At 67.2% G+C, this 21898-nt stretch carries 20 protein-coding genes; 9 read left to right on the top strand and 11 right to left on the bottom strand.

Annotation, left to right across the window (positions count from 1 at the left end; all coding sequences use genetic code 11):
• Positions 1-40 precede the first annotated feature (40 nt).
• The 3 genes from AC3FJ6_RS15765 to AC3FJ6_RS15755 all read right to left on the bottom strand — a co-directional run bounded on the left by AC3FJ6_RS15765 (position 41) and on the right by AC3FJ6_RS15755 (position 4358).
• Entirely contained in the window at positions 41-1300 is a 1260-nt protein-coding gene (locus AC3FJ6_RS15765; protein WP_488772838.1) for an arsenic transporter, read from the bottom strand.
• Positions 1301-1372: 72 nt separating this feature from the next.
• Positions 1373-3436 carry a penicillin-binding protein 1A gene (locus AC3FJ6_RS15760; RefSeq protein ID WP_488772765.1) on the bottom strand — a complete coding sequence of 688 codons (2064 nt, stop codon included), beginning with the start codon at positions 3434-3436 and terminating at the stop codon, positions 1373-1375.
• Positions 3437-3446: 10 nt separating this feature from the next.
• Positions 3447-4358 (bottom strand): alpha/beta hydrolase, encoded by a 912-nt coding sequence (locus tag AC3FJ6_RS15755; protein ID WP_488772764.1) that lies wholly within the window; start codon positions 4356-4358, stop codon positions 3447-3449.
• A 168-nt stretch (positions 4359-4526) separates the two neighbouring features.
• Between AC3FJ6_RS15755 and AC3FJ6_RS15750 the strand changes: the two genes are divergently transcribed.
• Positions 4527-4760: a hypothetical protein gene (locus tag AC3FJ6_RS15750; protein ID WP_400394213.1), complete on the top strand. Its 234-nt coding sequence runs from the start codon at positions 4527-4529 to the stop codon at positions 4758-4760.
• 59 nt (positions 4761-4819) lie between these two features.
• On the opposite strand, the gene bglX is transcribed toward AC3FJ6_RS15750, so the two are convergent.
• The gene (gene bglX, locus AC3FJ6_RS15745) at positions 4820-7138 is read right to left on the bottom strand and encodes a beta-glucosidase BglX (RefSeq protein WP_488772837.1); all 2319 of its coding nucleotides are present in this window, start codon (positions 7136-7138) and stop codon (positions 4820-4822) included.
• A gap of 296 nt (positions 7139-7434) precedes the next feature.
• Here bglX and AC3FJ6_RS15740 point away from each other — a divergent pair, with 296 nt between their 5' ends.
• A complete protein-coding gene (locus tag AC3FJ6_RS15740; RefSeq protein ID WP_488772836.1) occupies positions 7435-8991 on the top strand; it encodes a glucan biosynthesis protein G in 1557 nt (518 codons plus the stop codon).
• A gap of 51 nt (positions 8992-9042) precedes the next feature.
• Here AC3FJ6_RS15740 and AC3FJ6_RS15735 read toward each other — a convergent pair whose 3' ends face one another.
• Positions 9043-9282 (bottom strand): DUF3820 family protein, encoded by a 240-nt coding sequence (locus AC3FJ6_RS15735; RefSeq protein WP_153949246.1) that lies wholly within the window; start codon positions 9280-9282, stop codon positions 9043-9045.
• 163 nt (positions 9283-9445) lie between these two features.
• Here AC3FJ6_RS15735 and AC3FJ6_RS15730 point away from each other — a divergent pair, with 163 nt between their 5' ends.
• Together AC3FJ6_RS15730 and AC3FJ6_RS15725 are read left to right on the top strand one after the other, a co-directional pair.
• Positions 9446-9739, top strand: a complete 294-nt coding sequence (locus AC3FJ6_RS15730; protein WP_488772763.1) for a nicotinamide mononucleotide transporter — start codon at positions 9446-9448, stop codon at positions 9737-9739.
• 92 nt (positions 9740-9831) lie between these two features.
• A complete protein-coding gene (locus AC3FJ6_RS15725) occupies positions 9832-9981 on the top strand; it encodes a hypothetical protein (RefSeq protein WP_487522784.1) in 150 nt (49 codons plus the stop codon).
• Positions 9982-10020: 39 nt separating this feature from the next.
• Here the strand turns inward: AC3FJ6_RS15725 and AC3FJ6_RS15720 are convergent, their stop codons facing one another.
• Entirely contained in the window at positions 10021-10809 is a 789-nt protein-coding gene (locus AC3FJ6_RS15720; RefSeq protein ID WP_487522785.1) for an NAD(P)H-dependent oxidoreductase, read from the bottom strand.
• Between the two features lie 107 nt (positions 10810-10916).
• On the opposite strand from AC3FJ6_RS15720, the gene AC3FJ6_RS15715 reads away from it, so the two are divergent.
• On the top strand, positions 10917-11819 hold the full coding sequence (locus AC3FJ6_RS15715; RefSeq protein WP_488772762.1) for a LysR family transcriptional regulator: 903 nt from the start codon (positions 10917-10919) through the stop codon (positions 11817-11819).
• A gap of 16 nt (positions 11820-11835) precedes the next feature.
• On the opposite strand, the gene AC3FJ6_RS15710 is transcribed toward AC3FJ6_RS15715, so the two are convergent.
• Positions 11836-12300 (bottom strand): hypothetical protein, encoded by a 465-nt coding sequence (locus AC3FJ6_RS15710; RefSeq protein ID WP_488772760.1) that lies wholly within the window; start codon positions 12298-12300, stop codon positions 11836-11838.
• A 407-nt stretch (positions 12301-12707) separates the two neighbouring features.
• Here AC3FJ6_RS15710 and AC3FJ6_RS15705 point away from each other — a divergent pair, with 407 nt between their 5' ends.
• The gene (locus AC3FJ6_RS15705) at positions 12708-13952 is read left to right on the top strand and encodes an MFS transporter (protein WP_488772759.1); all 1245 of its coding nucleotides are present in this window, start codon (positions 12708-12710) and stop codon (positions 13950-13952) included.
• Here the strand turns inward: AC3FJ6_RS15705 and AC3FJ6_RS15700 are convergent.
• Both AC3FJ6_RS15700 and AC3FJ6_RS15695 read right to left on the bottom strand, forming a co-directional pair.
• Positions 13936-15087: a zinc-binding metallopeptidase family protein gene (locus AC3FJ6_RS15700; protein WP_488772758.1), complete on the bottom strand. Its 1152-nt coding sequence runs from the start codon at positions 15085-15087 to the stop codon at positions 13936-13938. The genes AC3FJ6_RS15705 and AC3FJ6_RS15700 overlap by 17 nt on opposite strands.
• A gap of 114 nt (positions 15088-15201) precedes the next feature.
• On the bottom strand, positions 15202-15927 hold the full coding sequence (locus AC3FJ6_RS15695; protein ID WP_488772757.1) for a DUF2076 domain-containing protein: 726 nt from the start codon (positions 15925-15927) through the stop codon (positions 15202-15204).
• A gap of 130 nt (positions 15928-16057) precedes the next feature.
• Here AC3FJ6_RS15695 and pip point away from each other — a divergent pair, with 130 nt between their 5' ends.
• Positions 16058-17008 carry a prolyl aminopeptidase gene (pip, locus tag AC3FJ6_RS15690; RefSeq protein ID WP_488772756.1) on the top strand — a complete coding sequence of 317 codons (951 nt, stop codon included), beginning with the start codon at positions 16058-16060 and terminating at the stop codon, positions 17006-17008.
• Positions 17009-17403: 395 nt separating this feature from the next.
• Here the strand turns inward: pip and AC3FJ6_RS15685 are convergent, their stop codons facing one another.
• Positions 17404-19842 carry a DUF3772 domain-containing protein gene (locus AC3FJ6_RS15685; protein WP_488772755.1) on the bottom strand — a complete coding sequence of 813 codons (2439 nt, stop codon included), beginning with the start codon at positions 19840-19842 and terminating at the stop codon, positions 17404-17406.
• Between the two features lie 154 nt (positions 19843-19996).
• Between AC3FJ6_RS15685 and AC3FJ6_RS15680 the strand changes: the two genes are divergently transcribed.
• On the top strand, positions 19997-20401 hold the full coding sequence (locus AC3FJ6_RS15680) for a VOC family protein (protein WP_488772754.1): 405 nt from the start codon (positions 19997-19999) through the stop codon (positions 20399-20401).
• 117 nt (positions 20402-20518) lie between these two features.
• Positions 20519-20896, top strand: coding sequence for a c-type cytochrome (locus AC3FJ6_RS15675; protein WP_153949257.1), 378 nt, complete (start codon positions 20519-20521; stop codon positions 20894-20896).
• Positions 20897-20917: 21 nt separating this feature from the next.
• Here AC3FJ6_RS15675 and AC3FJ6_RS15670 read toward each other — a convergent pair whose 3' ends face one another.
• Positions 20918-21808 carry a LysR family transcriptional regulator gene (locus AC3FJ6_RS15670; RefSeq protein ID WP_488772753.1) on the bottom strand — a complete coding sequence of 297 codons (891 nt, stop codon included), beginning with the start codon at positions 21806-21808 and terminating at the stop codon, positions 20918-20920.
• Between the last annotated feature and the right edge of the window lie 90 nt (positions 21809-21898).

The raw sequence follows: 21898 nt of genomic DNA, 5'->3' as shown, positions 1-21898 counted from the left end.
GCGCGGTGCTTCACTATAAGCGAAAACGGCCGGCGCGGATTCAGCGCAGGACGGCAAGCGCCGGCAGCAGGGCCAGCGGCATCACGATCGCCCCCGTTTTAAGGAATGTGCCAGCACTGACGGCGTGGCCCTCGCGGCGCAGGGCGGTCAGCCACAGCAGCGTGGCCAGCGATCCGGTGACCGACAGGTTCGGCCCCAGGTCGACGCCAATCAGCACGGCCGCCGTCACAGTCTCCGAGGCGTGGCCGGCGGCCAGCGCCGACGCGGCAAACAGCCCGGCCGGCAGGTTGTTGACGATATTGCTGACGATGCCCACCGCCGCCCCCGCCATGCCGGCGCCGACCGCCGCATCGGTGCCCTGACGCATGGACAGTTCGCGCACCCAGTCGGCCAACTCCGCGGTGAGGCCGGTCTGCGACAGGCCGGCCACCAGCACGAACAGCCCCGCCACCATCGGCAGCACGCCCCAGGATACCTCGGCCAGCGACGGGCGCAGCAGGCGCGGCTGCGTGGCGCAGACGGCCAGCAGCGTGGCGGCGCCGCCGATGAACGTGGGCCAGCCCAGGTCCATGCCACGCAGCGATGCCGTCAGCAGTGCCGCGCCGGTCAGGATGATGCCTGCCGTGGTCAGCCATGCCTGCAGGGTCAGCGGCGGCGTTTCCACGTCGTCGGCAATGCGCTCGGCCAGCGCGTCGCGCTGGGTCCAGTACAGGGCCACGAACGTCATGACGATGGCCACGGCAGACGGCAGCGAAAACCGCGCCAGCCAGCCCAGCAGCGGCGGCATGCGTTCGCCGAACAGCACGAGGTTGGCCGGGTTCGAGATCGGCAGCACGAAGCTTGCCGCGTTGGCGATGAACGCGCAGGCGTAGAGGTAGGGCAGGGGATGCCGTACGCGTGCCGCGCGCGTGGCGGCCAGCACGGCGGGTGTCAGCACCACCGCCGTGGCATCGTTCGACATGAAGGCCGTCACGGCGATGCCAAAGCCATAGACCAGCACGAACAGGCGCCGCGCCGACCCACGGGCGCTGCGCACGGCCAGGGCCGCGACATGGTCGAACAGCCCGGTCTTGCGCGCCAGTTCGGAGATCAGCATCATCCCCGCCAGGAACAGGTAGACGTCGTTGCCGCGTGCCACCGCTTCGAGCGCATCGCGCCAGGGCAGCAGGCCCGCCACGCAAAGCAGCAGCGCGCCGGCCATGGCCCAGAATGGCTCCGGCAGCCGGAACGGGCGGAACAGCACCCCCAGGGTGGCCAGCATGGCAACGGCCCAGATCAGCGGCGTGGCGTAGGCGGGCATGGTCGGCATCAGAAGGGCGCAGTCAAAAGGGGGGGTGTCAAAAAAGTGGCGTCAAAGGGATGACACCGACGATCAAAGGGGGGCGCCGCTGGCGCGCGGCGCGCTGGCCGATGCCGGCATGTCCAGTGCGGCGGGCGTCGGGGGCGGGGTCATGGGCGCACCCGGCCCGCCGGGTGCGCTGCCATCGGCGGGCAGGTCCGGCACGGCCGGTGGCGGCGGCAAGCCCAGCGACGCCAGGCCGTGCGTGCCGTCGGCGTTCTCGGCGTAGGCCAAGTCGTTGTTGAACTGGGCCAGCTGCGGCGGCGTCGCGAAGCTGGCGTCGGGCACGCCCGCCAGGCGTCCTTCCATATAGGCGGCCCAGATCGGCAGTGCCGTGGTTGCGCCGAACTCGTGGCGGCCCAGCGTGCGGTTGTCGTCAAAGCCCATCCAGGCCACGGTGACCACCTGCCCGCCGTAGCCCGCGAACCAGCCGTCCACCGAATCGTTCGTGGTGCCGGTCTTGCCGGCGACGTCTTCGCGGCGCAGGTAGCGTTTGACGCCGGCGCCCGTGCCTTCGTCCACCACGCTTTGCAGCAGGCTGTTCATGACAAAGGCATTACGCTCGGAGATCACGCGCGGCGGCTCGCTCGTGTCGGCGGCAAACAGAACACGGCCGTCTCCGTCGGTGATCTTCTCGATCAGGTACGGCTCGACGCGGTGGCCCTGGTTGGCGAACACGCCGTAGGCGGCCGCCAGCCGCAGCGGCGACGTGGTGCCCGTGCCCAGCGCCATCGGCAGATACGGCGGCAGGCGCTTGGTGGCGAAGCCGAACTTGCCGGCGAAATCGATCGCATACGGAATGCCGATGGCCTGCAGCGTGCGGATGGCCGGCAGGTTGCGCGATTCGGCCAGTGCCTGGCGGACCGTGATCGGGCCGACAAAGCGGCCGTCGTCGTTGCCCGGCTGCCAGCGTGGCGAGTTGTCGAGCGGTGCGTCGTTGATCAGCGTGCCCGGCGAGATGCCTCGTTCCAGCGCCGCCGAATAGATGAACGGCTTGAACGTCGAGCCCGGCTGGCGCTGCGCCTGCGTGGCGTGGTTGTAGCGGTTCGCGTTGAAGTCGCTGCCGCCGACCATGGCCTCGATGGCGCCGCTGCGGGCGTCCAGCGAGATCAGCGCCGCCTGGGGCAGCGCCTTGGCGGCCTTTTCCGCGCCATGCCGCTTGCCGTAACGCTCGATGCCGGCCTGCACGGCGTCATACGCCAGCGTCTGGTGCATCGACGACACCGTGGTGTAGACGTTGATGCCACGGGTATAGGCCTCGTCGCCGAAACGGTCATGCGCCAGCTGGCGCGCCAGTTCGGCCACGTATTCGGCGTGCCCGTCGAAGCGGCCATTGGCATCGTGATTGACCACGATCTGCGCATTGCGCGCCTCGCGATACTGGTCCTGCGTTATCATGCCCAGCGCCAGCATGCGGCTGAGCACGTACTCCTGGCGGCGCTTGGCGCGGGGCAGGTTGACCACCGGATTCATCGTCGAGGGGGCCTTGGGCAGGCCCGCCAGCATGGCCGTCTCGGCCAGCGACAGTTGCGCCAGCGGCTTGCCGAAGTAGGTCTGCGCGGCGCTGCCGAAGCCGTAGGCGTGCTCGCCCAGGTAGACCTGGTTCATATAGAGCTCGAGGATGCGCTCCTTGGGCAGCGATCGGTCGATCTCGAAGGCCAGCAGGATTTCATACCACTTGCGCGACAGCGTCTTCTCGCGCGACAGGTAGAAATTGCGGGCCACCTGCATCGTGATGGTGGAAGCGCCCTGGGCGTAGCCTTCGCCAATATTGGCCAGCGCGGCACGTACCAGGCCCGGCACGTCCACGCCGACATGGCTGTAGAACTGGTCGTCCTCGGCGGCCAGCAGCGCATCGGACATCAGCTTCGGCATGCGGTCGATCGGGATGAACTCGCGATGCTCGGTGCCGAATTCGCCAATCTGCACGTTGTCACGGGTGAAGACACGCAGCGGCACCTGGGGGCGATAGTCGCGCAGTGCGTCGACGGACGGCAACTGCCGCAAGCTGACCACGGCGGCAAAACCGGCCAGCAGCACACCGGCAGCGGCCAGGCCAGCGGTCACGGCCGCGGCCTTGACTACGATTCTTTTCATGGCGCGCATTCTACCGTGCTGCGGAAAGCGGCAACGGCACACCGGAATCGGTCATGTCGGCAGGCGGCGCTTTGGCCGCGCGGCGGGGCGCTTCCATCGGCGGAGGTGGTTGATGCGGCACCTGGCGGGCAAATTCGCACAGCGCGAGCCAGGTTTCGGGCAATTCGACAATGGTGTAGTGGTCCGCCCCGGCAATGGTCTGCACCGCCACCGGCCCTGGCCACGCGGCCATCAGCCGTTCGGAGCACGCATGCGGCACCACGTCGTCCCGTTCGGCAAGCAGCACCTTGGTGCTCTGCACGACCTTCTTGCAGTGGGAGATCGAGTCGAAGTGATGGCGCATCAGCTGGCGCAGCGGCACCAGCGGAAAGCGTTTGCGCACGATCTCCAGCAGCGAATCGTAGGGGGTGATCAGCTGCAGGCTCTCGAAATCCTGCAGGTCGGCCAGCTGGATGGCCACTCCGGTACCCAGCGAGCGGCCTACCACATGCACGCGCACACCCGGAAAGGCGCGGCGGATATGCAGCAGGAACTGGCTCGCATCGGCCACGGCGGCGGCCTCGGACGGCATGCCGTCCGAGTGGCCCAGCCCACGGTAGTCGAAGGTGGCGAAGCCCATGCCGGCGGGCAGCCATTTCATGAACTGCAGCGTTTCCAGGACGTCCTCGCCGCGGCCCGGCAGGTAGAACAGCAGGTCGCGCACGCCTTCGTGGTCGGCGTGGTAGGTGTAGCCCCGGAACAGGCCGCCCGGCACCGGATGCGAATAGGCGTCGATGCCGTCGGGCAGGTCGCGCGGCGGGCGCCGGCGCGCGTCGAACAGCAGGCGCTCCTGGTTGACGGTGAGGTAGGTCCAATAGCAGGCAAAACCGCCGGCCGTCACAAGGGTGGCGGCCAGTGTCCTGCGCAATAACGACGATGACATGGGGGCGTTGAACGGTGACGTCGGGCGGTGACGGATGGGGTCACGGACAGTAATGTCCCGTCCAGCCTACCCGAATTTCTGGCAATGCGGCGTTGGACCCGGCAGGATGCCCGCAAGTTCTTGTACGATATGTCGCATATCGACATCAAGGCCACCGGGGGCTGTTGCATGAGTGACGAACAGAAGCGCGCCGAGGAGGCGCAGGCAATGGAGCGCGTGGTCAATGCCACGCGCCAGGTGCAGGTGGCTTTCACCGCGCTGCAAAGCCAGTATCCGCCGGAAGGTGGCGGCAAGCCATCGAAGATCGCCTTGCAGACCTTCGATGCCGCGCTGCAGGCGCTGGAAGACGCCCAGGCAGCGTTCGACGCCGTGCTCAACGACCTGCTGGACGGCAACCGATAAGGCTTCCTGCCGAGGATATCCAGCCCCGACCCCTTGCGGGACCGGGGCGCTGATATCGATCATTCGAGCGTGAACTTCGCTTCCTTGACAGCAGCCGAGTCAAAACCCACCTGCACGCTGAACTCGCCCGGTTCGGCCACGTATTCGAGCCTGGCGTTGTAGAACTTGAGCTTGTCTTCGCCGATCGGGAAATCGATCACGCGCGATTCGCCCGGTGCCAGCATCACTTTGCGGAAGTCCTTCAACTCCTTGACCGGCCGCACGGTCGATGCCATCACGTCCTGCAGATACAGCTGCGCGACGGCTTCGCCGGCACGGTCGCCGGTGTTCTTCACGGTCACGCTGGCCGTAAGCTGGCCGTTGCGCGCCAGCCTGGTGCCCGACAGCCGCACGTCGGACATGCTGAACGTGGTGTAGCTCAGGCCGTAGCCGAACGGGTAGAGCGGGCCGTATTCCTCCTCGAAGTACTGCGAGGTGTAGTTCGGCGCCTTGCCGGGCGTGAACGGCCGGCCGATCCGCAGCGCGTTGTAGTAGGTGGGAATCTGGCCCAGCGAGCGCGGGAACGTGACCGGCAGCTTGCCCGACGGATTGGCGTCGCCGAACAGCAGGTCGGCGATGGCATGGCCGCCTTCGGTGCCGGGATACCAGGCCTCCAGAATGGCGTCGGCGTTCTCCTTTTCCCAGTTGATCGTCAACGGCCGGCCGTTCATCAGCACCAGCACCAGCGGCTTGCCGGTGCGCTTGAGCGCCTTGAGCAGCGCCAGCTGGCTGCCGGGCAGGCCCAGGCTCGACCGGCTCGATGCCTCGTGCGACATGCCCCGCGTCTCGCCCACGGCCACCACCACCGTGTCCGCGCCGCGCGCCACGCGCACGGCTTCCTCGATCATGTCGCCGTCCGGGCGCTTGTCCTGCACCACCTCGGGGTTGTCCCAGTTCAGGAAGTTCAGGTAGCCCACCACGCGCGGGTCGTCGGTGATATTGACGCCGCGCGCGTACGTCACCTGGCCCTTGCCGGCCAGCGCGTCGCGCATGCCCTGCAGCAGCGTGACCGATTGCTTGTCCACGCCGGCGGCCGACCAGCTGCCCATCATGTCGATCTGCGAATCGGCCAGCGGGCCGATCACGGCCACCGTGCCGGCCTTCTTCAGCGGCAGCGTGCGATTGCGGTTTTCCAGCAGCACCATCGACTTGCGGGCCGCCTCGCGCGCCTCGGCGCGGTGCAGGCGGCTTTCGGCATTGACATCGGGCGGATCGTCGGCAGCGCGGCCGATACGGCGGAACGGGTCCTGGAACAGGCCCATGTCGTACTTGGCGGTCAGCACTTCGCGTACGGCTTCATCGATCAGCGACATCGGCACCGCGCCGGACTTGACCAGCGTGGGCAACTGCTCCAGGTAGCGCGTATCGGCCATGCTCATGTCCACGCCGGCCTCGATGGCCAGCCTGGCGGCGTCGCGGCCCGTGGTGGCCACGCCATGGCGCAGCAGTTCGTCGATGGCGCCGTGGTCGCTGACGGTCACGCCCTTGAAGCCCCATTCCTTGCGCAGCAGGTCACGCAGCAGCCATTTGTTGGACGTGGCCGGCTGGCCGTTGACCGAGTTCAGCGCGATCATCACGCCGCCGGCGCCCGCGTCCAGGCCGGCGCGGTAGGGCGGCAGATAGTCGTTGTACATGCGCTGCGGGCTCATGTCGACGGTGTTGTAGTCGCGGCCGCCTTCCACGGCGCCGTACAGCGCGAAATGCTTGACGAATGCCATCACGCTGTCCGGATTGGCCGGCGATGTCCCCTGGAAACCCTTCACGCTGGCGCGCGCGCATTGGGATACCAGGAACGGGTCTTCGCCGAAGCCTTCCGACGTGCGGCCCCAGCGCGGGTCGCGCGAGATGTCGACCATCGGCGCGAAGGTGGCGTCCAGGCTGTCCGATGCGGCCTCCAGGCCCGAAATCCGCGCGGCCTTTTCCACCACGGCCATGTCCCAGCTCGACGCCAGGCCCAGGCTGATCGGGAAGACGGTGCGGTGGCCGTGCACCACGTCATAGGCAAAGAAGATCGGAATCTTCATGCGGCTGCGCATGGCCGCTTCCTGCAGCGGGCGGTTGTCCTTGCGCGTGACGGAGTTGAACGTGCCGCCCACGCGTCCAGCCGTGATTTCCTCCATCAGCTTCGGGGCGGGCATCTCTGGCCCGATGCTGATCAGCCGCAACTGGCCGATTTTCTCGTCGAGCGTCATCCGACCGATCAGGCCGTCGACGAACGCCTGCCGGTCGGTGGCAGGCGGGGTGCCGGCCGATACCGGGGCGGCAGTTTCGGCGGCAGCGGCGCCGGCAAACATGGGCGCGCAGGCAAGGCTGGCGGCAACGGCCAGCGTGGAAAGCATTCGCATTATTCGTTGTCTCTGATGGGCGGACTGGCGGACGCACTGCCGGGATCATCGCCCTGCATGATGCGGGAAGGACGCTTCGCCGGCTGTCGCCACGTGTCTGACAGGCACGTCAGGAGAAATCGGTTATTTTTCTGAACTGCGCCGCAAGTTTACAGCCTTACTGTGCCTAAAATGGCCGGTTTGTGGCCGCTGTGTGGCTTTTTTCCGATGTAATTCCAGGAGGTTGATTGGTGTTTGCCGCTTTCGTCGCCCGCCCCGTCGCGTCGTTTCGTAACAGGTTGCAACTTGCCTTGCCGGGCGTCGCCATTGCTGCGTGCCTGCTCGGCACCGCGCCGGCGCACGCCTTTTCGCTCGACGACGTGACCGCCCGCGCGAAGACCCTGGCCGACCGGCCCTATGCGGCGCCGGCCAGCAACCTGCCGCCCGTGTTCGCACAGATGCAGTTCGGGGACTACATCAAGATCCAGCCGAAGATGGACAACGTGGAATGGAAGGGGCAGGGCACGCCGTTCAAGCTCGGCTTCTACCATCAGGGCATGCATTTCAGCACGCCGGTGCGGGTCAACGAGATCGTCGACAGCCGCATCCACGAGATCAAGTACGAACCCAGCCGCTTTGACTTCGGCGATCTGAAGCTCGACAAGGCTGCCACCAACAAGCTGGGGTACGCGGGCTTTCGCGTGCTGTACCCGATCAACCGTGCCGACAAGCTCGACGAAGTGATGAGCGTGCTGGGGGCCAGCTATTTCCGCGTGATCGGCAAGGGGCAGGTCTATGGGCTGTCCGCGCGCGGCCTGGCGATCAACACCGGCCTGTCGGAGCCCGAGGAATTCCCGGCCTTCCGCGAGTTCTGGATCGAGCGCCCGAAGCCCGAGGACAAGCGCCTGGTGTTCTACGCGCTGCTCGATTCGCAGAACGCCACGGGCGCCTATCGCTTCGAACTGCAGCCCGATTCTGATGCGGTGCTGAAGGTGCAGGCGCGCGTGTTCATGCGCGGCGCGGTGAAGAAGGTGGGCATTGCGCCGCTGACCAGCATGTTCCTGTTCGGCCCGCAGCAGATGCGCGATGCCAACAATTTCCGCCCAGCGCTGCATGACTCGAACGGCCTGGCGATCCATACCGGCGACGGCGAATGGCTGTGGCGCCCGCTGAACAACCCGAAGTACGTCGCGCTGAGCATGTTCCAGGTGAACAATCCGCGCGGCTTTGGCTTGATGCAGCGCGGCCGCGACTTCGCGTCGTATGAAGATCTGAAGGACCGCTACGACCTGCGCCCCAGCGCATGGATCGAGCCGCAGGGCGACTGGGGGCGCGGCAAGGTCGAACTGGTGGAAATTCCCACGCCGGACGAAACCAACGACAACATCGTGTCGTTCTGGACGCCCGACCAGCTGCCGCCCAAAGGCACGCCAATCAAGGCCGACTACACGATCCACTGGACCATGGACGAGCGCGGCATGTTCGCCAAGGACCTGGCGTGGGCCAAACAGACGCTGCGCACGGCCGGCGAGATCACGCAGAAGAACCTGATCCGTCATCTGGACGGCAGCCTGGGCTTCGTGATCGACTTCGAAGGCGGCCCGCTGGCCTCGCTGCCGGCAAATACGCCGGTGCAGGCGCAGTTCAGCGTGGGCGACAACGCCGAGGTCATCGAAAACGTGCTGCAGCCCAATCCGGTGACCAAGGGCTATCGGGTGACGCTGCGCATCAAGGTCAAGGATCCGAACAAGGTGGTGGAAATGCGCGAGGCGCTGGTGGCCAACGGCAAGCCGCTCAGCGAGACCTGGAGCTACCAGATCCCGCCGGGTACCGCCAACCAGCCGACGCCGGCCCAGGCCGTCAAGTAACGGCGGCCGGCACGATCGAAGGCAAAGGGCCAGCCACGCGGCTGGCCACTGTTATTTCCGCGCGCGGCCGGACACGCGCTCGCGCAGCGGCTTCAGCAGGTCGGACAGGCCGTTGTGGTCAAGCTCGTGCATCAGCGCCAGCAGCCGGCCGATCTCTCCGGGCGGAAAGCCCTCGCGCGCAAACCAGTTCAGGTAGTTGCCCGGCAGGTCGGCAATCAGCGTGCCCTTGTGCTTGCCGAAGGGCATCTCGCGCGTGACGAGCAGGAGTAGCGATTCGCTGTCCGGCAGCATGGATCGTGTTCCCGTGGTGAAGAGCGGGCATTGTAGCGCCGCATCGGGCGGCCGCCGCGTAGCACGCCCGCCGCCATGCGGACATACCGCTTGCGTGATCCCGCCCATTTCCGGTAGTCTCCGTTTTGCATACAAAAAATGAACGCAAACAGGAGACAACCCCATGGAGCTTGCCGCTCAACTTCCTCAATTGCTGACTGGACTCGAATGGTCGGGGTGCGCCCTGGCCATGAGTGGATCGTTCCTGGTGGCGTTGCACAACCGTGCATCGCGCTGGGGATGGATTGCCTACCTGTGCTCGAACCTGGTGTGGAGTGCATTTGCGCTGGTCACGGGTACCTATGGCCTGTTTGTCCAGCAGCTCGGCTTTACGGCGACGAGCCTGTACGGGCTGTATCGTCACACACGTCACTACCGCCAGGCGGCGCGTGAGGCACGCGGGGCGCAGGCGGCCTGAGCGGTCAGGACTGGCCGGCGGGCCGGGAAACGTGAAACTTCCCGGCCCACCCTGACGTCGAAGCCTGCATTGCAACGATTCAGGCTCGGCCCATGCGCGTCATTTTCACAACCCTCGGCATATGGTTTCTGCTGGCTGCGGCCCAAGGGTGTACCACCGTTTCCGATACCGGAGAGCGGCAATCGAGCGTGACCGCCTACGGCACCGTCGATGCCGGTGTCAGCGTCACCCGGGACCGCTGAGGCCCGTGGCCGCCGCCGGGCTCTCTCGATTTCCGCATCTCAGGCCGCTTCGGACACATGTACGGCATAGCCGGTCTGTCCCGGGGCGATATCGGGCCGTAGCGTCAGTGCCGGTATCTCGTAGGCGCCGCTGTTCTGCGGCCGAAACGCGATGGGCGCGGCCGTGAACAGTTGGTCCAGGCGCTCGCCCAGTGCATCGGTCGTGGCCTGGAAGCGCGCCGCGTCCATGCGGCTGGTGCGATAGACCACGAACGGCGGCAGCACGTCGAAGCCCGGGTAGTACAGGATGCCGTGCTGGATCGGGAACAGGATGTCGTCCATCGGCCCATTGATGCCGCGCGGGCCGTAGTGCGATTCCCAGCCGCCCGTGGTCACCACCAGCATCGCCCGCTTGCCGGCCAGATTGCCTTCGCCGTAGCGGTCGCCCCAGCGCTCGTCCGAGTGCTCGCCCACGCCGTAAGCGAAACCGTAGGCGTACACACGCTCGACCCAGCCCTTGAGGATGGCCGGCATCGAGAACCACCAGAGCGGGAACTGCAGGATCACGGCATCCGCCCAGCGCAGCTTTTCCTGTTCCGCGGCGATATCGGGGCTCTGCACGCCGTTTTCGAAGGCGTGGCGCGAATCGAGCGACGGGTGGAAGGGCGCGCCGCCGGGACGCCGCTCCAGCGTATCGCCGGCATCGAGCGGTGCCTTCCACTGCATCGCATAGAGATCCGAAACCTGCACCCGGTGCCCGGCGGCTTCGAGCCGTTGCACCGCGAAATCCCGCAGCGACCCGTTCAGCGACGTGGGCTCGGGGTGGGCGTAAACAATCAGTACGTTCATGACAGCCTTCCATTGATCAGTCGGTGAAGGCAGGATAGGCGTGGCTTCGGTATATTAGAAATGAATATCCGGAATTCCAGCCATTAACCTTTGCTATGCCACCAGCCATGACCAACCTGCGCCGCCTCGACCTGAATCTGCTGGTCACGCTGGATGTGCTGCTGTCGGAGCACAACGTCACCCGCGCCGCGGAGCGCCTGCACTATTCGCAGCCATCGGTCAGCGTGCATCTGGCCCGGCTGCGCGAGATCTTCGACGATCCCCTGCTGTTGCCGGGGCCGCGCGGCATGCGGCCCACCGCGCGTGCCGAATCGCTGCGGACGCCGTTGCGCGAGGCGCTGGCCGCGCTGGAGCTTGCCGTGTCGCCCGAGCGCCCATTCGATCCGGCCGTGGCCACCCACACCTGGCGGATCGCGGCCACCGACTACAGCGAATCGACGGTGTTGTTGCCGGCGCTGGCCGGCCTGCGGCAAGCCGCGCCCGGCACCCGGGTGGCCGTGGTGGAGATGGTGCCGGCCAGCCTCGTGCGTCTGGCCGAACGTGGCGATATCGACCTGGCATTCCACACCACCGAAGGCTCGCCGGCATCGCTGCATCGGCTGCCGCTGTTCACGGAGCGTTACGTGCTGGTGGGGCGCGCCGGGCATCCGCGCCTGAAGCGCAAGCCCACGCTGGCGCAGTTCTGCGCGCTGGAGCACGTGATCGTGTCGCCCGACGGCGGCGGCTTCTTCGGCGTCACGGACGAGGCGCTGGCGGCGGCGGGGGTGTCGCGCCGTGTGGCGTTGTCCGTGCCACATTTCCTGTACGTGGCGGCGGTGGTGGGCAGCACCGATCTGGTGGCGATGCTGCCCGCGCGGCTGGTGGCCGATAACCCGGCGCTGCAAGTGGTGGAGGCACCCGTCGAAGTCCCCGGCTACGAGATGTCGATGCTCTGGCACGAGCGCGTGCATCGCGATCCCGCGCACCAGTGGCTGCGGCAGGCCATCGTTGCATCGCTGCCCGCCGCCTGAGCGGGCGACCCCCGATTCAGTTGCAGGCCGTGCCCGGCACGGGTTTGCCCGTGGTGGTCAGCCCCTGGCAGGCATCGCCAGCCACCAGCGGTGCGTCGCCGGACTGCGGCGGAGCCAGGCGCAACTTGCCCGCCACGGTACAGCAGTTGCGCGGCACGCTGACGTGTTGCGACTGCGGTTGTCCCTGCGAGGGTGGCGACTGTTGCGGCGAGGGTTGCAAAGGCGGCAGCGGCTGCGAGGACGGCTGCACCGAGGGCGGGTTCGATGGCTGCGGTGACAGCTTGATCGTTGGCATCGACTTGCTTGACGAGGCTGCCGGGCCCGAGGCGTCGGGACCATCGGCATCGGGCGCCATGCAGCTGCCCATGTTGCAGATCCGGTCGCCCTTGCACTGCATGTCGTGCTGGCATCCCTGCCCAAGGGCGGGAAGGGTCCAGGCCAGGCCGATGGCCGTAAGAAACAGAGTATTACGCAGGGACATATCCCCTCCCACCCGATAAAACGCGCGGCACCCGGCGCCATGCTTCGTGGGTACGGCGCCCCGGCGTCGCATGTATCCAGCATAGGGCGACGCGTGCATGCCCCGCCATGCTCTTGTGCCCTATCCCACAGTGGCGAACCCGCACCGGGATACCGGCGGATACAGGACTCCGGCGAAGGGGCATTGCGCCGGGCTCCGGCAGCGAAAACGGTTTTGCTTCACAATAGCGCCCTCGCGTAGGCGGTGCCGTCCCCGGCGGCGCAGCGTAGTACTACGTAGCAGCATCACCCCGTATTACCCATTACGACGCCGCACCGGAGCACGCTGGAGCCCCCGAGGCAGGACGCAAGATCCCGCCCGCCAGTCCGCGGCGCAACGCCATAACAAGTGTCTCGCGATCTCTCCTCATGACCGTTCCTTCCGGCAATTTCCATAACGTCCCCGATCCTGCCCCGCATGCGCTCGCCGATACGCCCCGCGACCGAGCCGCCGACCGCCGCGCGCTGCTGGCGCTGGGCGTGGGCAGCTTTGGCATTGGCACGGGCGAGTTTGTCATCATGGGCCTGTTGCCCGATGCCGCACGCGATCTGGCCATCAGCATCCCCGAGGCCGGCCACCTGATCAGCGCCTACGCGCTGGGCGTGGTGATCGGCGCGCCGCTGCTGGCGGTGCTGGGCGCACGCTGGCCGCGCCGCAACCTGCTGATCGCGCTGATGGCGTTCTTTGCCGTCGGCAACGTGGCCAGCGCGCTGGCGCCAACCTATCTGTCGATGCTGGTCCTGCGGCTGCTGACCGGCTTTCCGCATGGCACCTACTTTGGCGTGGCGGCGCTGGTGGCGGCCGGGCTGGTGCCGCGCGAGCGCCGCGCCCAGGCCGTGGGCCTGGTCATGCTGGGCCTGACCGTGGCGACGCTGGTGGGCGTGCCCATCGCGGCCGGCATCGGCACGTGGCTGGGCTGGCGCGCCGCGTTCATGATCGTGGGCGCCATTGGCGGGCTGACGGTGCTGCTGGTGTGGCGCTGGGTGCCGTTCGTCCCGGCCGACCGCCATGCCAGCCCGCTGCGCGAACTGTCGGCGCTGGCGCGCAAGCAGGTGTGGTTCACGCTGGCCATCGGCGCGATCGGCTTTGGCGGCATGTTCGCCGTGTTCAGCTATGTCAAGCCGACCATGCTCGAAGTGGCGCACATGCCGGCCAGCGGCATCCCGATCGTGCTGGCGCTGTTTGGCGTGGGCATGGTGGCCGGCAACCTGGCGGGCGCCAAACTGGCCGACCGCGCATTGATGCCGACCGTGGGCGGTGTGCTGGTGTGGTCGGCGCTGGTGCTTGGCGCGTTCGTGTTCACGGCGCACCACGCCTGGCTGGCGTCGCTGAACGTGATGCTGGTGGGTACGGCGGTGGCGCTGGGCCCGCCGCTGCAGATCCGGCTGATGGACGTGGCCGGCGATGCACAGACGCTGGCCGCCGCGCTCAATCATTCGGCCTTCAACATGGCCAACGCGCTGGGCGCGTGGCTGGGCGGCGTGACCATCGCCGCCGGCATGGGCTGGACATCCACGGGCTGGGTTGGCGCGCTGCTGGCGCTGGGCGGCCTGGTGGTGTTCGCGTGGTCGCTGTCCAGCGCGCCGCGCCGTGACGTTACCGTGACGGCTTGATGTCAGGGTTGGCGGCGGGCGCGCCGGCTGGCTTGGCCGCGGGCTCGCCGGGCGGCTGCGGTACGGGGCTGGCATGCTCGCGCGCCGCCGCATCGATCACCCGATGCACGAACTCCAGCTTGGCCACCACGGCTGGCGACAGTGTGAACGGGTAGCCATCCGGCACGCCCAGGCTGCGGTTCAGGCTGTTCAGCACGTAGGTCAGCGGAAACCAGCGTTGCATCAGGCTGCGGAAGCTGGCGTCCTCCACGGGCGTCCGGTCGGTCAGCGTCGGCTCGCGCGGGCTTTCCGGCTTGAGCACCAGCCCGCATGACTGGGCTGTGTCAAGCGTATCCACCATATGCAGGTAGTGGGCCCAGGTTTCGGCCCAGTCTTCCCACGGGTGCATCGTCGCGTAGGCGCTGACGAACGACGCCTGCCAGTCGGGCGGCGCTCCGTGGTCGTAGTGCCGTTGCAACGCCGCCGCGTAGTCGGCGCGTTCGTCGCCGAACAGCTTGCGGAACGGTTCGATGCGCCGCGTGCCGGCAACCAGCCGGTTGAAGTAGAAATGTCCCACCTCGTGCCGGAAGTGCCCCAGCAGGGTGCGATAGGATTCGCCCATCTCGGTGCGGGTGCGCTCGCGGTACGCGTCGTCGGCTTCGGCGATGTTGATGGTGATGCGGCCGTTGTCGTGCCCGGTCATCGCCGGGTCGTGCGGGCCGGTGTTGGCCAGGAAGTCGAACTGCAGGCCCGATACGGGGTCGTCGTCGCGCGAGATGACCGGCAACCCGAGCGACAGCAGCGTATAGAGCAGGCGCCGCTTGGCGGATTCCAGCCGGTACCAGTACAGGCGGTTCTCGGGTGCGTCGAGGTTGGGGATGGTGTGGGTCAGCTTGCACGCCTCGCACAGCGTGCCGGGATCGTCCGCGGGCACCATCCAGTTGCAGACCGCCTCCACCTGGTAGTTGTGACAGCGGCGGAACATGGCGCCGTGGGCGTCGGGATGCAGGCTGCGCCAGCCGCCGGCATCGTCGCCCTCGAAGGCTGCCAGCTGCGATATCGCAGGAATGAAGCCAAGCGTGGCCTGGCAGCGTTCGCAGGCGATGTTCTCGAAGAACACCAGGTTGTCGCAGCGATTGCAGTGGAACGTCTTCATGGCGCCGGCTCCCCTTGCCGGGCAGGCGGCGCCCGGTTGCCCTGATCGTGCCCGCAACGGGGCGGGCCGGCAACCGGAGGCTGTCCTACAAAGGCGGCTTGCGCCGCCGTGAGGTCAGAAGAACGACGAGTCGTCGTCCTGGCTGGCGTCGACGTAGTCGTCCAGCCCGTTGTCCAGGTTGCCGTTGTCGGCCAGCAGCGCGTTGTCGCGCTGGCCGCCGCCGCTGTTATCGTCGCCGTAGAAGTTGTTCACCACGGTCTCGGAACCTGCCGCCGGCTGGCCGCCAAAGAAGCCGCCGCCGCTGTTGCCGTGATGGAACAGGTTTTCAATTCCCTGGAACAGCATCGCGCCGCCCGCCACACCGGCAGCCGTGGTGGCGATGGTGCCGAGCGTGCCGCCCAGCCCGCCGCCCAGGAAGCCCGGACGGGCCGCCGGGGCCGATTGGCCCGATTGTGCCGGCGCGGCCTGGTACGGGGTTGCGGCAGGAGCCGCGGAAGGATAGGGCTGCTGCGGCGGATACTGCGGTGCCGGGGCAGCCTGCGGCGCGCGGCCGGCGCTGTTGCCCCAGGTGGCGTCGTTGTCCAGGAAGCCGCGTCCGCCGGGGCCATTGGCGGCCTGCGCCGCCTGCAGCTGCGCCTGGAGCGAATGGATCTGCGCCTGCGCCTGTTGCAGCGCGCGGTCGAGCAGCATCGACCGCTGCACCAGCAGATAGGCGGTATCTGGCTGGCGGGCGGCGGCATCGGCAATCATTGCCGCCGCCTGGGCGTCCTTGTTGTCCACGCGCGCCTGGGTCAGCTGGTTCAGGAAGGCTTCCAGTGCTTGCACGTCTTGGGGAGTCATGGCTTCACCTCTTGGGGTTCGGTTGCGGTACGGCTCAAATCTAGGGCCGCAGACTTAAACGAAACTTAAAGCAACCGGCGTGGCCGGGGGCTACACTTTTGTTTCGAATGATCTTCACGCGAAACAATTCATGTCCGCCCTGCGCACGCTCTATCCCGAAATCGAACCCTACGAGACCGGCACGCTCGACGTGGGCGACGGTCATGTCCTGTATTTCGAACGCGTCGGCACGCGCGGCGCCAAGCCGGCCGTGTTCCTGCATGGCGGGCCCGGCGGCGGCATTTCGCCGGACCACCGCCGCCTGTTCGATCCGGCGCGCTACGACGTGCTGCTGTTCGACCAGCGCGGCTGCGGGCAATCCACGCCGCATGCGTCGCTGGAGGCCAATACCACCTGGCATCTGGTGGATGACATCGAGAAGCTGCGCCAGTTGATCGGCGTGGAACAATGGCTGGTGTTCGGCGGCTCCTGGGGCTCGACGCTGGCGCTGGCCTACGCGCAGACCCATCCGGCGCGTGTCAGCGAACTGGTGCTGCGCGGGGTCTACACGGTCTCGCAGGCCGAGCTCGACTGGTACTACCAGTTCGGCGTGTCGGAGGTGTTTCCCGACAGCTGGGCGCGCTTCCAGGCCCCGGTGCCTGCCGCCGAGCGCGGCAACATGATGGCGGCCTATCGCAAGCTGCTGACCGGCGATGACCGGCAGAAGCAACTGGAAGCCGCGCGCGCCTGGAGCGTCTGGGAAGCCGAGACCATCACGCTGCTGCCCAACCCGGACATTGCAGCCAAGCACGACGAAGGGCACTTTGCGCTGGCCTTCGCGCGCATCGAGAACCATTACTTCACCCATCATGGCTGGCTCGAAGACGGCCAGCTGCTGCGCGATGCCCACAAGCTGGCTGGCATTCCTGGGGTGATCGTGCATGGCCGCTACGACATGCCGTGCCCGGCACGCTATGCCTGGGCGCTGCATCAGGCTTGGCCCGACGCCGACTTCCACCTGATCGAAGGCGCGGGCCATGCGTGGACCGAGCCCGGCATCATGGACCAGCTTCTGGCCGCCACTGACCGCTTTGCGGCGTAGATTCCCGGCAAATCGAGGAATGGATCTACCGGCCGCAAAGCGCGTGGCGATCGAACGATCGTGCGCCTATACTGGCCTCTGTTGCGTTGCAGCAATGTCTGCCCGCCAAGCGGACATGGTTGTTGCAGGGTCCGAAATCAGAGTCTGGAGAGCACGATGGTTCCTTGCGAACTTTGCAAGAACCTGCTGGGTCGTCCCGGTCATGTTCCGCCCCATCCGCGCCTGGCGCGGTCCGGCGATGCCACGATGCACGCCGGCAGGCAGGTCTTTGTCTACACATGCCAGCATTGCCATCAGAGGATCGTGCTGTCCACGCACGATGATGGCGCCGATTACTGGACCGGGCACGAGCCCGGCGGACCCTAGGCCTGCCGGGGCGGCGCCCGTAGCGGCCGTCAGGTGCCTAGCGCCGCCGCCATGTTTTCCACGCGCAGCGTCTGGGGTTCGGACAGCGAGATATTGGCCGCCCGCAGCCGCTTGAGGATCTCGAACAGCAGGTCGCTCTTGGTGCCGGCCGCAATGCGCGGACTGCTCACATAGCCCGTGACGCTCAGCGTGATGCCATTGGACGCCAGCTGGCTGAACGTGACCGACGGCGCGGGAATGTCCAGGATGCTGTCGTTCTCGCGGTAGACCTCCAGCAGCAGGTCGCGCACCGCTTCGGGGTCGGTGTTGAGCGGGAACGTGAGCTGCAGCGTGGCCACGCCCTGCGTGCTGTTGCTCATCGTGACGTTGCGAACGTTCTGCGAGATCAGCTGCGAATTCGGCACGATCACCGTCGAGCGGTCGCCCAGCTGGATCTCCGTGGCGCGCACGTTGATGCGGCGGATATCGCCTTCCACGCCGGCCAGGCTGACCATGTCGCCCACTTTCACCGGCCGCTCGGTCAGCAGGATCAGGCCCGACACGAAGTTCTTCACGATCTCCTGCAGGCCGAAGCCGATACCCACTGACAGCGCGCTGACGATCCACGCCAGGTTTTCCCATTTCACGCCCAGCAGCGACAGCGTCAGCAGCACCAGCAACACGTAGCCGACATTGCTGAACAGCGTGATCAGCGATGCGCGCAGGCCCGGCTCGGCGCAGAGCTTGGGCAGCAGTTCGGCGTCGAGCCAGCGGCGCACCGAGCGCAGCAGCCAGATGCCCACGGTCAGCGCGATCACCGCATTGAGGATGCGGTCCGGCATGATGTTCATGCTGCGCAGCCGTTCGCCGCCCAGCACGATCAGCAGGCTGTTGAGCAGGTCTACCGGCGTGGTGCCGAAGCCGCCCGTCAGCAGGGCCAGCACCGCCAGCAACAGCAGCACGCTGGCACCGATGCCGGACAACACCGTCGACACCTGTTCCAGGTGCGAATCGCCCACCCCGAACAACTGCTTGATGATCCGGCCGCTGCGATGGCTGGCCGAGAACAGCGCCTCGCAGATGTCGCGCGTGAGCTGGGTCAGCAGGTACAGGCTGCACAGCACGATGTCGAACCAGACCAGTTCGTAGGTCAGGAAGCGCGCGAAGCTGATGTAGCCGATCAGCAGGGCACCGAACGACACCGCCACGATCAGCGTGACGGCCGCGTGGATCAGTCCGGCCAGCGTCGCGCGCTCTTCGGGCCGCTCGCCGGCGGCCACCAGTTCGCTGCGCACGCGGTTGGCGCGCAGCAGCGCCGCCCCGATGGTCAGCACCACCACCAGCGAGACCAGGCCGCGCCCGAGCAGCGTGACCTGCACCGTGGTATCGGCCATGCGGTTCAGTTGTTCCACCGTGCCCGCGAGCAGCAGCAGGCCCGCCAGCACCGTGGGAAACGGCCGCAACGCCAGCGCCACCGGGTCCGCCAGCGCGGGCAGCCGCCAGCTCGGGTGCCGCGTGCAGAGCAGCGCGCGCCCCAGGCCGGCGATCAGCGCGCTGGTCATGGTCAGCTTGGCGATCTCGTTCATCAGGTCCTGCAGCGCGGGCGATATCTCGTCGCCGCCCGTGAAGGCTGCATAGACGATGCGCACGGCCAGCGCCGTGGTGGCCACGGTGGTCAGCGCCGTGGCCAGGGCCAGCGCGCTGCGGCGCAGGCGCGTTTCAGGCAGCTGGGTCAGGCAGAACCACGCCAGCCCGCGTTCCAGCAGGCGCCGGCCCAGCGACCACACCGCCAGCGCCAGGGCCAGCAGGATGATGGTCTTGCCGCGCTGCGATGCATCCCAGGCCAGCCGGATGCGCGGCCCGATGTCGTCGGTAAAGTTGCCCAGGCGCTCGCGGTCTTCCTCGGACACCTTGAACAGCGGCGTCCAGAAGGCGGGGTTCAGGATGCTGTCCGAGCGCAGCGCGAGCTGGTCCTTCAGGCGGCTGCGCTGCAGCTTGGCCAGCTGGTCGCGCAGATGGGCGATGTTGTCCTTGCTGTCGGCGGCCTGCTTCAGTTCGTCGTCGAGCTGGCTCTTGCGCGCGTTCAGCTCCGCCCGCTGCCTGATGACGGCGGGCGCTTCCTTGGCGGCGTCCTTGGCCTTGCTGTCGGGGCTGGCTTCGGGCGGCGGCCCGAGCAGGTCTACCTGTGCCTGCAACTGGGCGCGCTGCGGCGTCAGCGCCGCGGTGAGCTTGTCGACATCGTCGTCAAGCTGCTTCAGCGTGTCGTTGAGGTCGCCCAGCTTGATGATGCCGGACGCACTGGACGCCTGCTGTTTCACGCGATCCTGCTCGGACTGCAGGCGCTTCAGTTCGGAGATGGCTTCGGCGTGCGTCAGCGTGGGAATTTGCTGCGCTTCCGCCTCGGAGGCGGGTTCGGCCGCGAAACCTGCGGGCACTTGAATCAGTGCCGCGATGACAAGGCTCATGATGAGCCAGGAGATTCGGCGCATGACTTGGGGCGCGGTGGTTGACCGGCCCGGCAGTATAAAAGCCGCGCTCCGCTGGCCCGGTGTACATTACGCCTTGCACTGCACAGCTACACATGCTGTTACATAATCGCCGCTCCCGGGGGCACCTCCGGGACCACGAAAGGACGCCCCCGCCATGACGCTAGCGATCGAACGCCTTGACCATATCGTGCTCAATGTGAAGGACGTGGAGGCCAGCGTGGCCTGGTACGAACAGGTGCTGGGCATGCAGCGCGAAGACTTCGCGTCGCGCACCGGCAAGCGCGTGTCGGTCAAGTTCGGCCAGCAGAAGATCAACCTGCGCCCGGTGGATGAAGACACGGTGGCGTGGTTCACCGGCGTTCACCCGACGTCGGGCAGCGACGATCTGTGCTTCATCACGAAGATGCCGCCGCAGGAGGTGGTCGCCCATTTCCTGGCACACAAGGTGGCCGTGGAAGTGGGGCCGGTGCAGCGCACCGGCGCGCTGGGGCCGATGACGTCCGTGTATTGCCGCGATCCCGACGGCAACCTGATCGAAGTGGCGAGTTATCCGGTGTAGCAATACCCCTCGTGCGGCCAGTGCCTGCCCTCTCCCCCAACCCCTCTCCCGCGCGCGGGAGAGGGGAGCAACCCGGCAGCGTGCGAAAAGCCGCCTGCTGTCTCCCCCTTGCGCATCATGAAGTACGCTGCACCGCTTGCATTCGCCCTGTTTGCCGTCACCGCTGCCCATGCCGCCGGCGATATCGACAAGGGCAAGGACATCTTCGCCACGCGCTGTGCGTCGTGCCACCACGTGGGTCCGTCGGCCCGGGCGGCCTTCGGGCCGCAGCTGAACGGTGTGTTCGGCCGCAAGGCCGGCGGGACTGACGACTACCGTTATTCCGATGCGATGAAGGCGTCTCCGGTGGTCTGGGGCGACGATACGCTGCGCGCGTTCCTGCAATCGCCGGCCAAGGTCGTGCCCGGTACGAAGATGCGCTTCTGGGGCATGAGCAACGCGCGCCAGCTGGACGACCTGCTGGCCTACCTGCGCACGTTCCCGCCGCAGCCATAGCGGCAGCCATAGCCCCAGCCGTCATGCCACGTGGGCTTCCAGGATGTCGATCATCCGCTGCGCCAGCGGTGACAGGTAGGCCCCTGCGCGCGTGATCACGCCCACGCGGCGCCCCAGGTCCAGCGCATCGGCACGCAAGGCAATGGGCCGCAGGCCCAGGCGCCTGCTGTTGGTCGTCGATCCGGCAATGCACAGCATCTCGGTGCCGCGCACCAGGTCGAATAGCGTGGCGCTGCCGAAATCGGTCTCCACGCGCAGCGTGGGCGCCGGCAGGCCGATGCTGGCAAAGGCGCTGTCGATCTGCTGGCGGATCAGTACGTGCCCGGTCGGCAGCAGCCAGTGCTGGCCCACCAGATCGGCCAGCGTCAGGTCGCGCCGGCGCTGCAGCGGATGGTTTTCGTCGGCCACCACGGCCAGGCGGTCGGTAAACAGTTCTCGCGTGGCCAGCGCGGGGTTGGCCTGGCGCGGCAGCGGGGCCACGGCCAGGTCCAGCTCGCCGGCCTGCACCTGATCCATCAGCTCGCGCGCCACGCGCATGCTCAGGCGCAGCCGCGCCACGGGCCGTTCGCGCAGCAACTGCTGGCAGGCGCCCAGCACCAGCGCGTTGGGCATCGAAGGCGAATAGCCCAGCCGCAGCAGGCCCTGTTCGCCGGTCTGGATGCCGCGCATCTCCTTGATGGCATCGTCGTATTCGAGCCGGATGCGCCGTGCCCGCTCCAGGAATACCGTGCCGGCTTGCGTCACGCGCATGCCCAGCGTGGTGCGCTCGAACAGCGGTACGCCAAGTTGCGCCTCGACTCGCTGGATCGCCTTGGTCAGCGCGGGCTGGGTCATCCCAAGGGCCTCCGCCGCGCGCCCAATGCCGCCGTGCGCGCCCACCGCCAGCACATAGTCCAGATCACGTGTCTCCATCGTGTCTTGTGTTCCTCATTCCCATTGTTTATGACTTGATGCCAGTCGCGACATTGTGGTGATGTCCGCCATCTTACAGACTTGGCTCAC

It is taken from the genome of Cupriavidus sp. 94F1 (assembly GCF_057798875.1).
This window is presented reverse-complemented; position numbering and strand designations above follow the sequence as displayed.

What these genes read in the sequence shown, in the direction of transcription:
- AC3FJ6_RS15685 (WP_488772755.1), bottom strand. Translation starts at nt 19,842, where the DNA reads ATGCGCCGAATCTCCTGGCTCATCATGAGCCTTGTCATCGCGGCACTG.
- AC3FJ6_RS15700 (WP_488772758.1), bottom strand. Translation starts at nt 15,087, where the DNA reads ATGAAGACGTTCCACTGCAATCGCTGCGACAACCTGGTGTTCTTCGAG.
- AC3FJ6_RS15760 (WP_488772765.1), bottom strand. Translation starts at nt 3,436, where the DNA reads ATGAAAAGAATCGTAGTCAAGGCCGCGGCCGTGACCGCTGGCCTGGCC.
- AC3FJ6_RS15725 (WP_487522784.1), top strand. Translation starts at nt 9,832, where the DNA reads ATGCGCGTCATTTTCACAACCCTCGGCATATGGTTTCTGCTGGCTGCG.
- AC3FJ6_RS15735 (WP_153949246.1), bottom strand. Translation starts at nt 9,282, where the DNA reads ATGCTGCCGGACAGCGAATCGCTACTCCTGCTCGTCACGCGCGAGATG.
- AC3FJ6_RS15675 (WP_153949257.1), top strand. Translation starts at nt 20,519, where the DNA reads ATGAAGTACGCTGCACCGCTTGCATTCGCCCTGTTTGCCGTCACCGCT.
- AC3FJ6_RS15720 (WP_487522785.1), bottom strand. Translation starts at nt 10,809, where the DNA reads ATGAACGTACTGATTGTTTACGCCCACCCCGAGCCCACGTCGCTGAAC.
- AC3FJ6_RS15670 (WP_488772753.1), bottom strand. Translation starts at nt 21,808, where the DNA reads ATGGAGACACGTGATCTGGACTATGTGCTGGCGGTGGGCGCGCACGGC.
- AC3FJ6_RS15730 (WP_488772763.1), top strand. Translation starts at nt 9,446, where the DNA reads ATGGAGCTTGCCGCTCAACTTCCTCAATTGCTGACTGGACTCGAATGG.
- AC3FJ6_RS15750 (WP_400394213.1), top strand. Translation starts at nt 4,527, where the DNA reads ATGAGTGACGAACAGAAGCGCGCCGAGGAGGCGCAGGCAATGGAGCGC.
- AC3FJ6_RS15715 (WP_488772762.1), top strand. Translation starts at nt 10,917, where the DNA reads ATGACCAACCTGCGCCGCCTCGACCTGAATCTGCTGGTCACGCTGGAT.
- AC3FJ6_RS15680 (WP_488772754.1), top strand. Translation starts at nt 19,997, where the DNA reads ATGACGCTAGCGATCGAACGCCTTGACCATATCGTGCTCAATGTGAAG.
- AC3FJ6_RS15765 (WP_488772838.1), bottom strand. Translation starts at nt 1,300, where the DNA reads ATGCCCGCCTACGCCACGCCGCTGATCTGGGCCGTTGCCATGCTGGCC.
- bglX (WP_488772837.1), bottom strand. Translation starts at nt 7,138, where the DNA reads ATGCTTTCCACGCTGGCCGTTGCCGCCAGCCTTGCCTGCGCGCCCATG.
- AC3FJ6_RS15695 (WP_488772757.1), bottom strand. Translation starts at nt 15,927, where the DNA reads ATGACTCCCCAAGACGTGCAAGCACTGGAAGCCTTCCTGAACCAGCTG.
- AC3FJ6_RS15710 (WP_488772760.1), bottom strand. Translation starts at nt 12,300, where the DNA reads ATGTCCCTGCGTAATACTCTGTTTCTTACGGCCATCGGCCTGGCCTGG.
- pip (WP_488772756.1), top strand. Translation starts at nt 16,058, where the DNA reads ATGTCCGCCCTGCGCACGCTCTATCCCGAAATCGAACCCTACGAGACC.
- AC3FJ6_RS15755 (WP_488772764.1), bottom strand. Translation starts at nt 4,358, where the DNA reads ATGTCATCGTCGTTATTGCGCAGGACACTGGCCGCCACCCTTGTGACG.
- AC3FJ6_RS15705 (WP_488772759.1), top strand. Translation starts at nt 12,708, where the DNA reads ATGACCGTTCCTTCCGGCAATTTCCATAACGTCCCCGATCCTGCCCCG.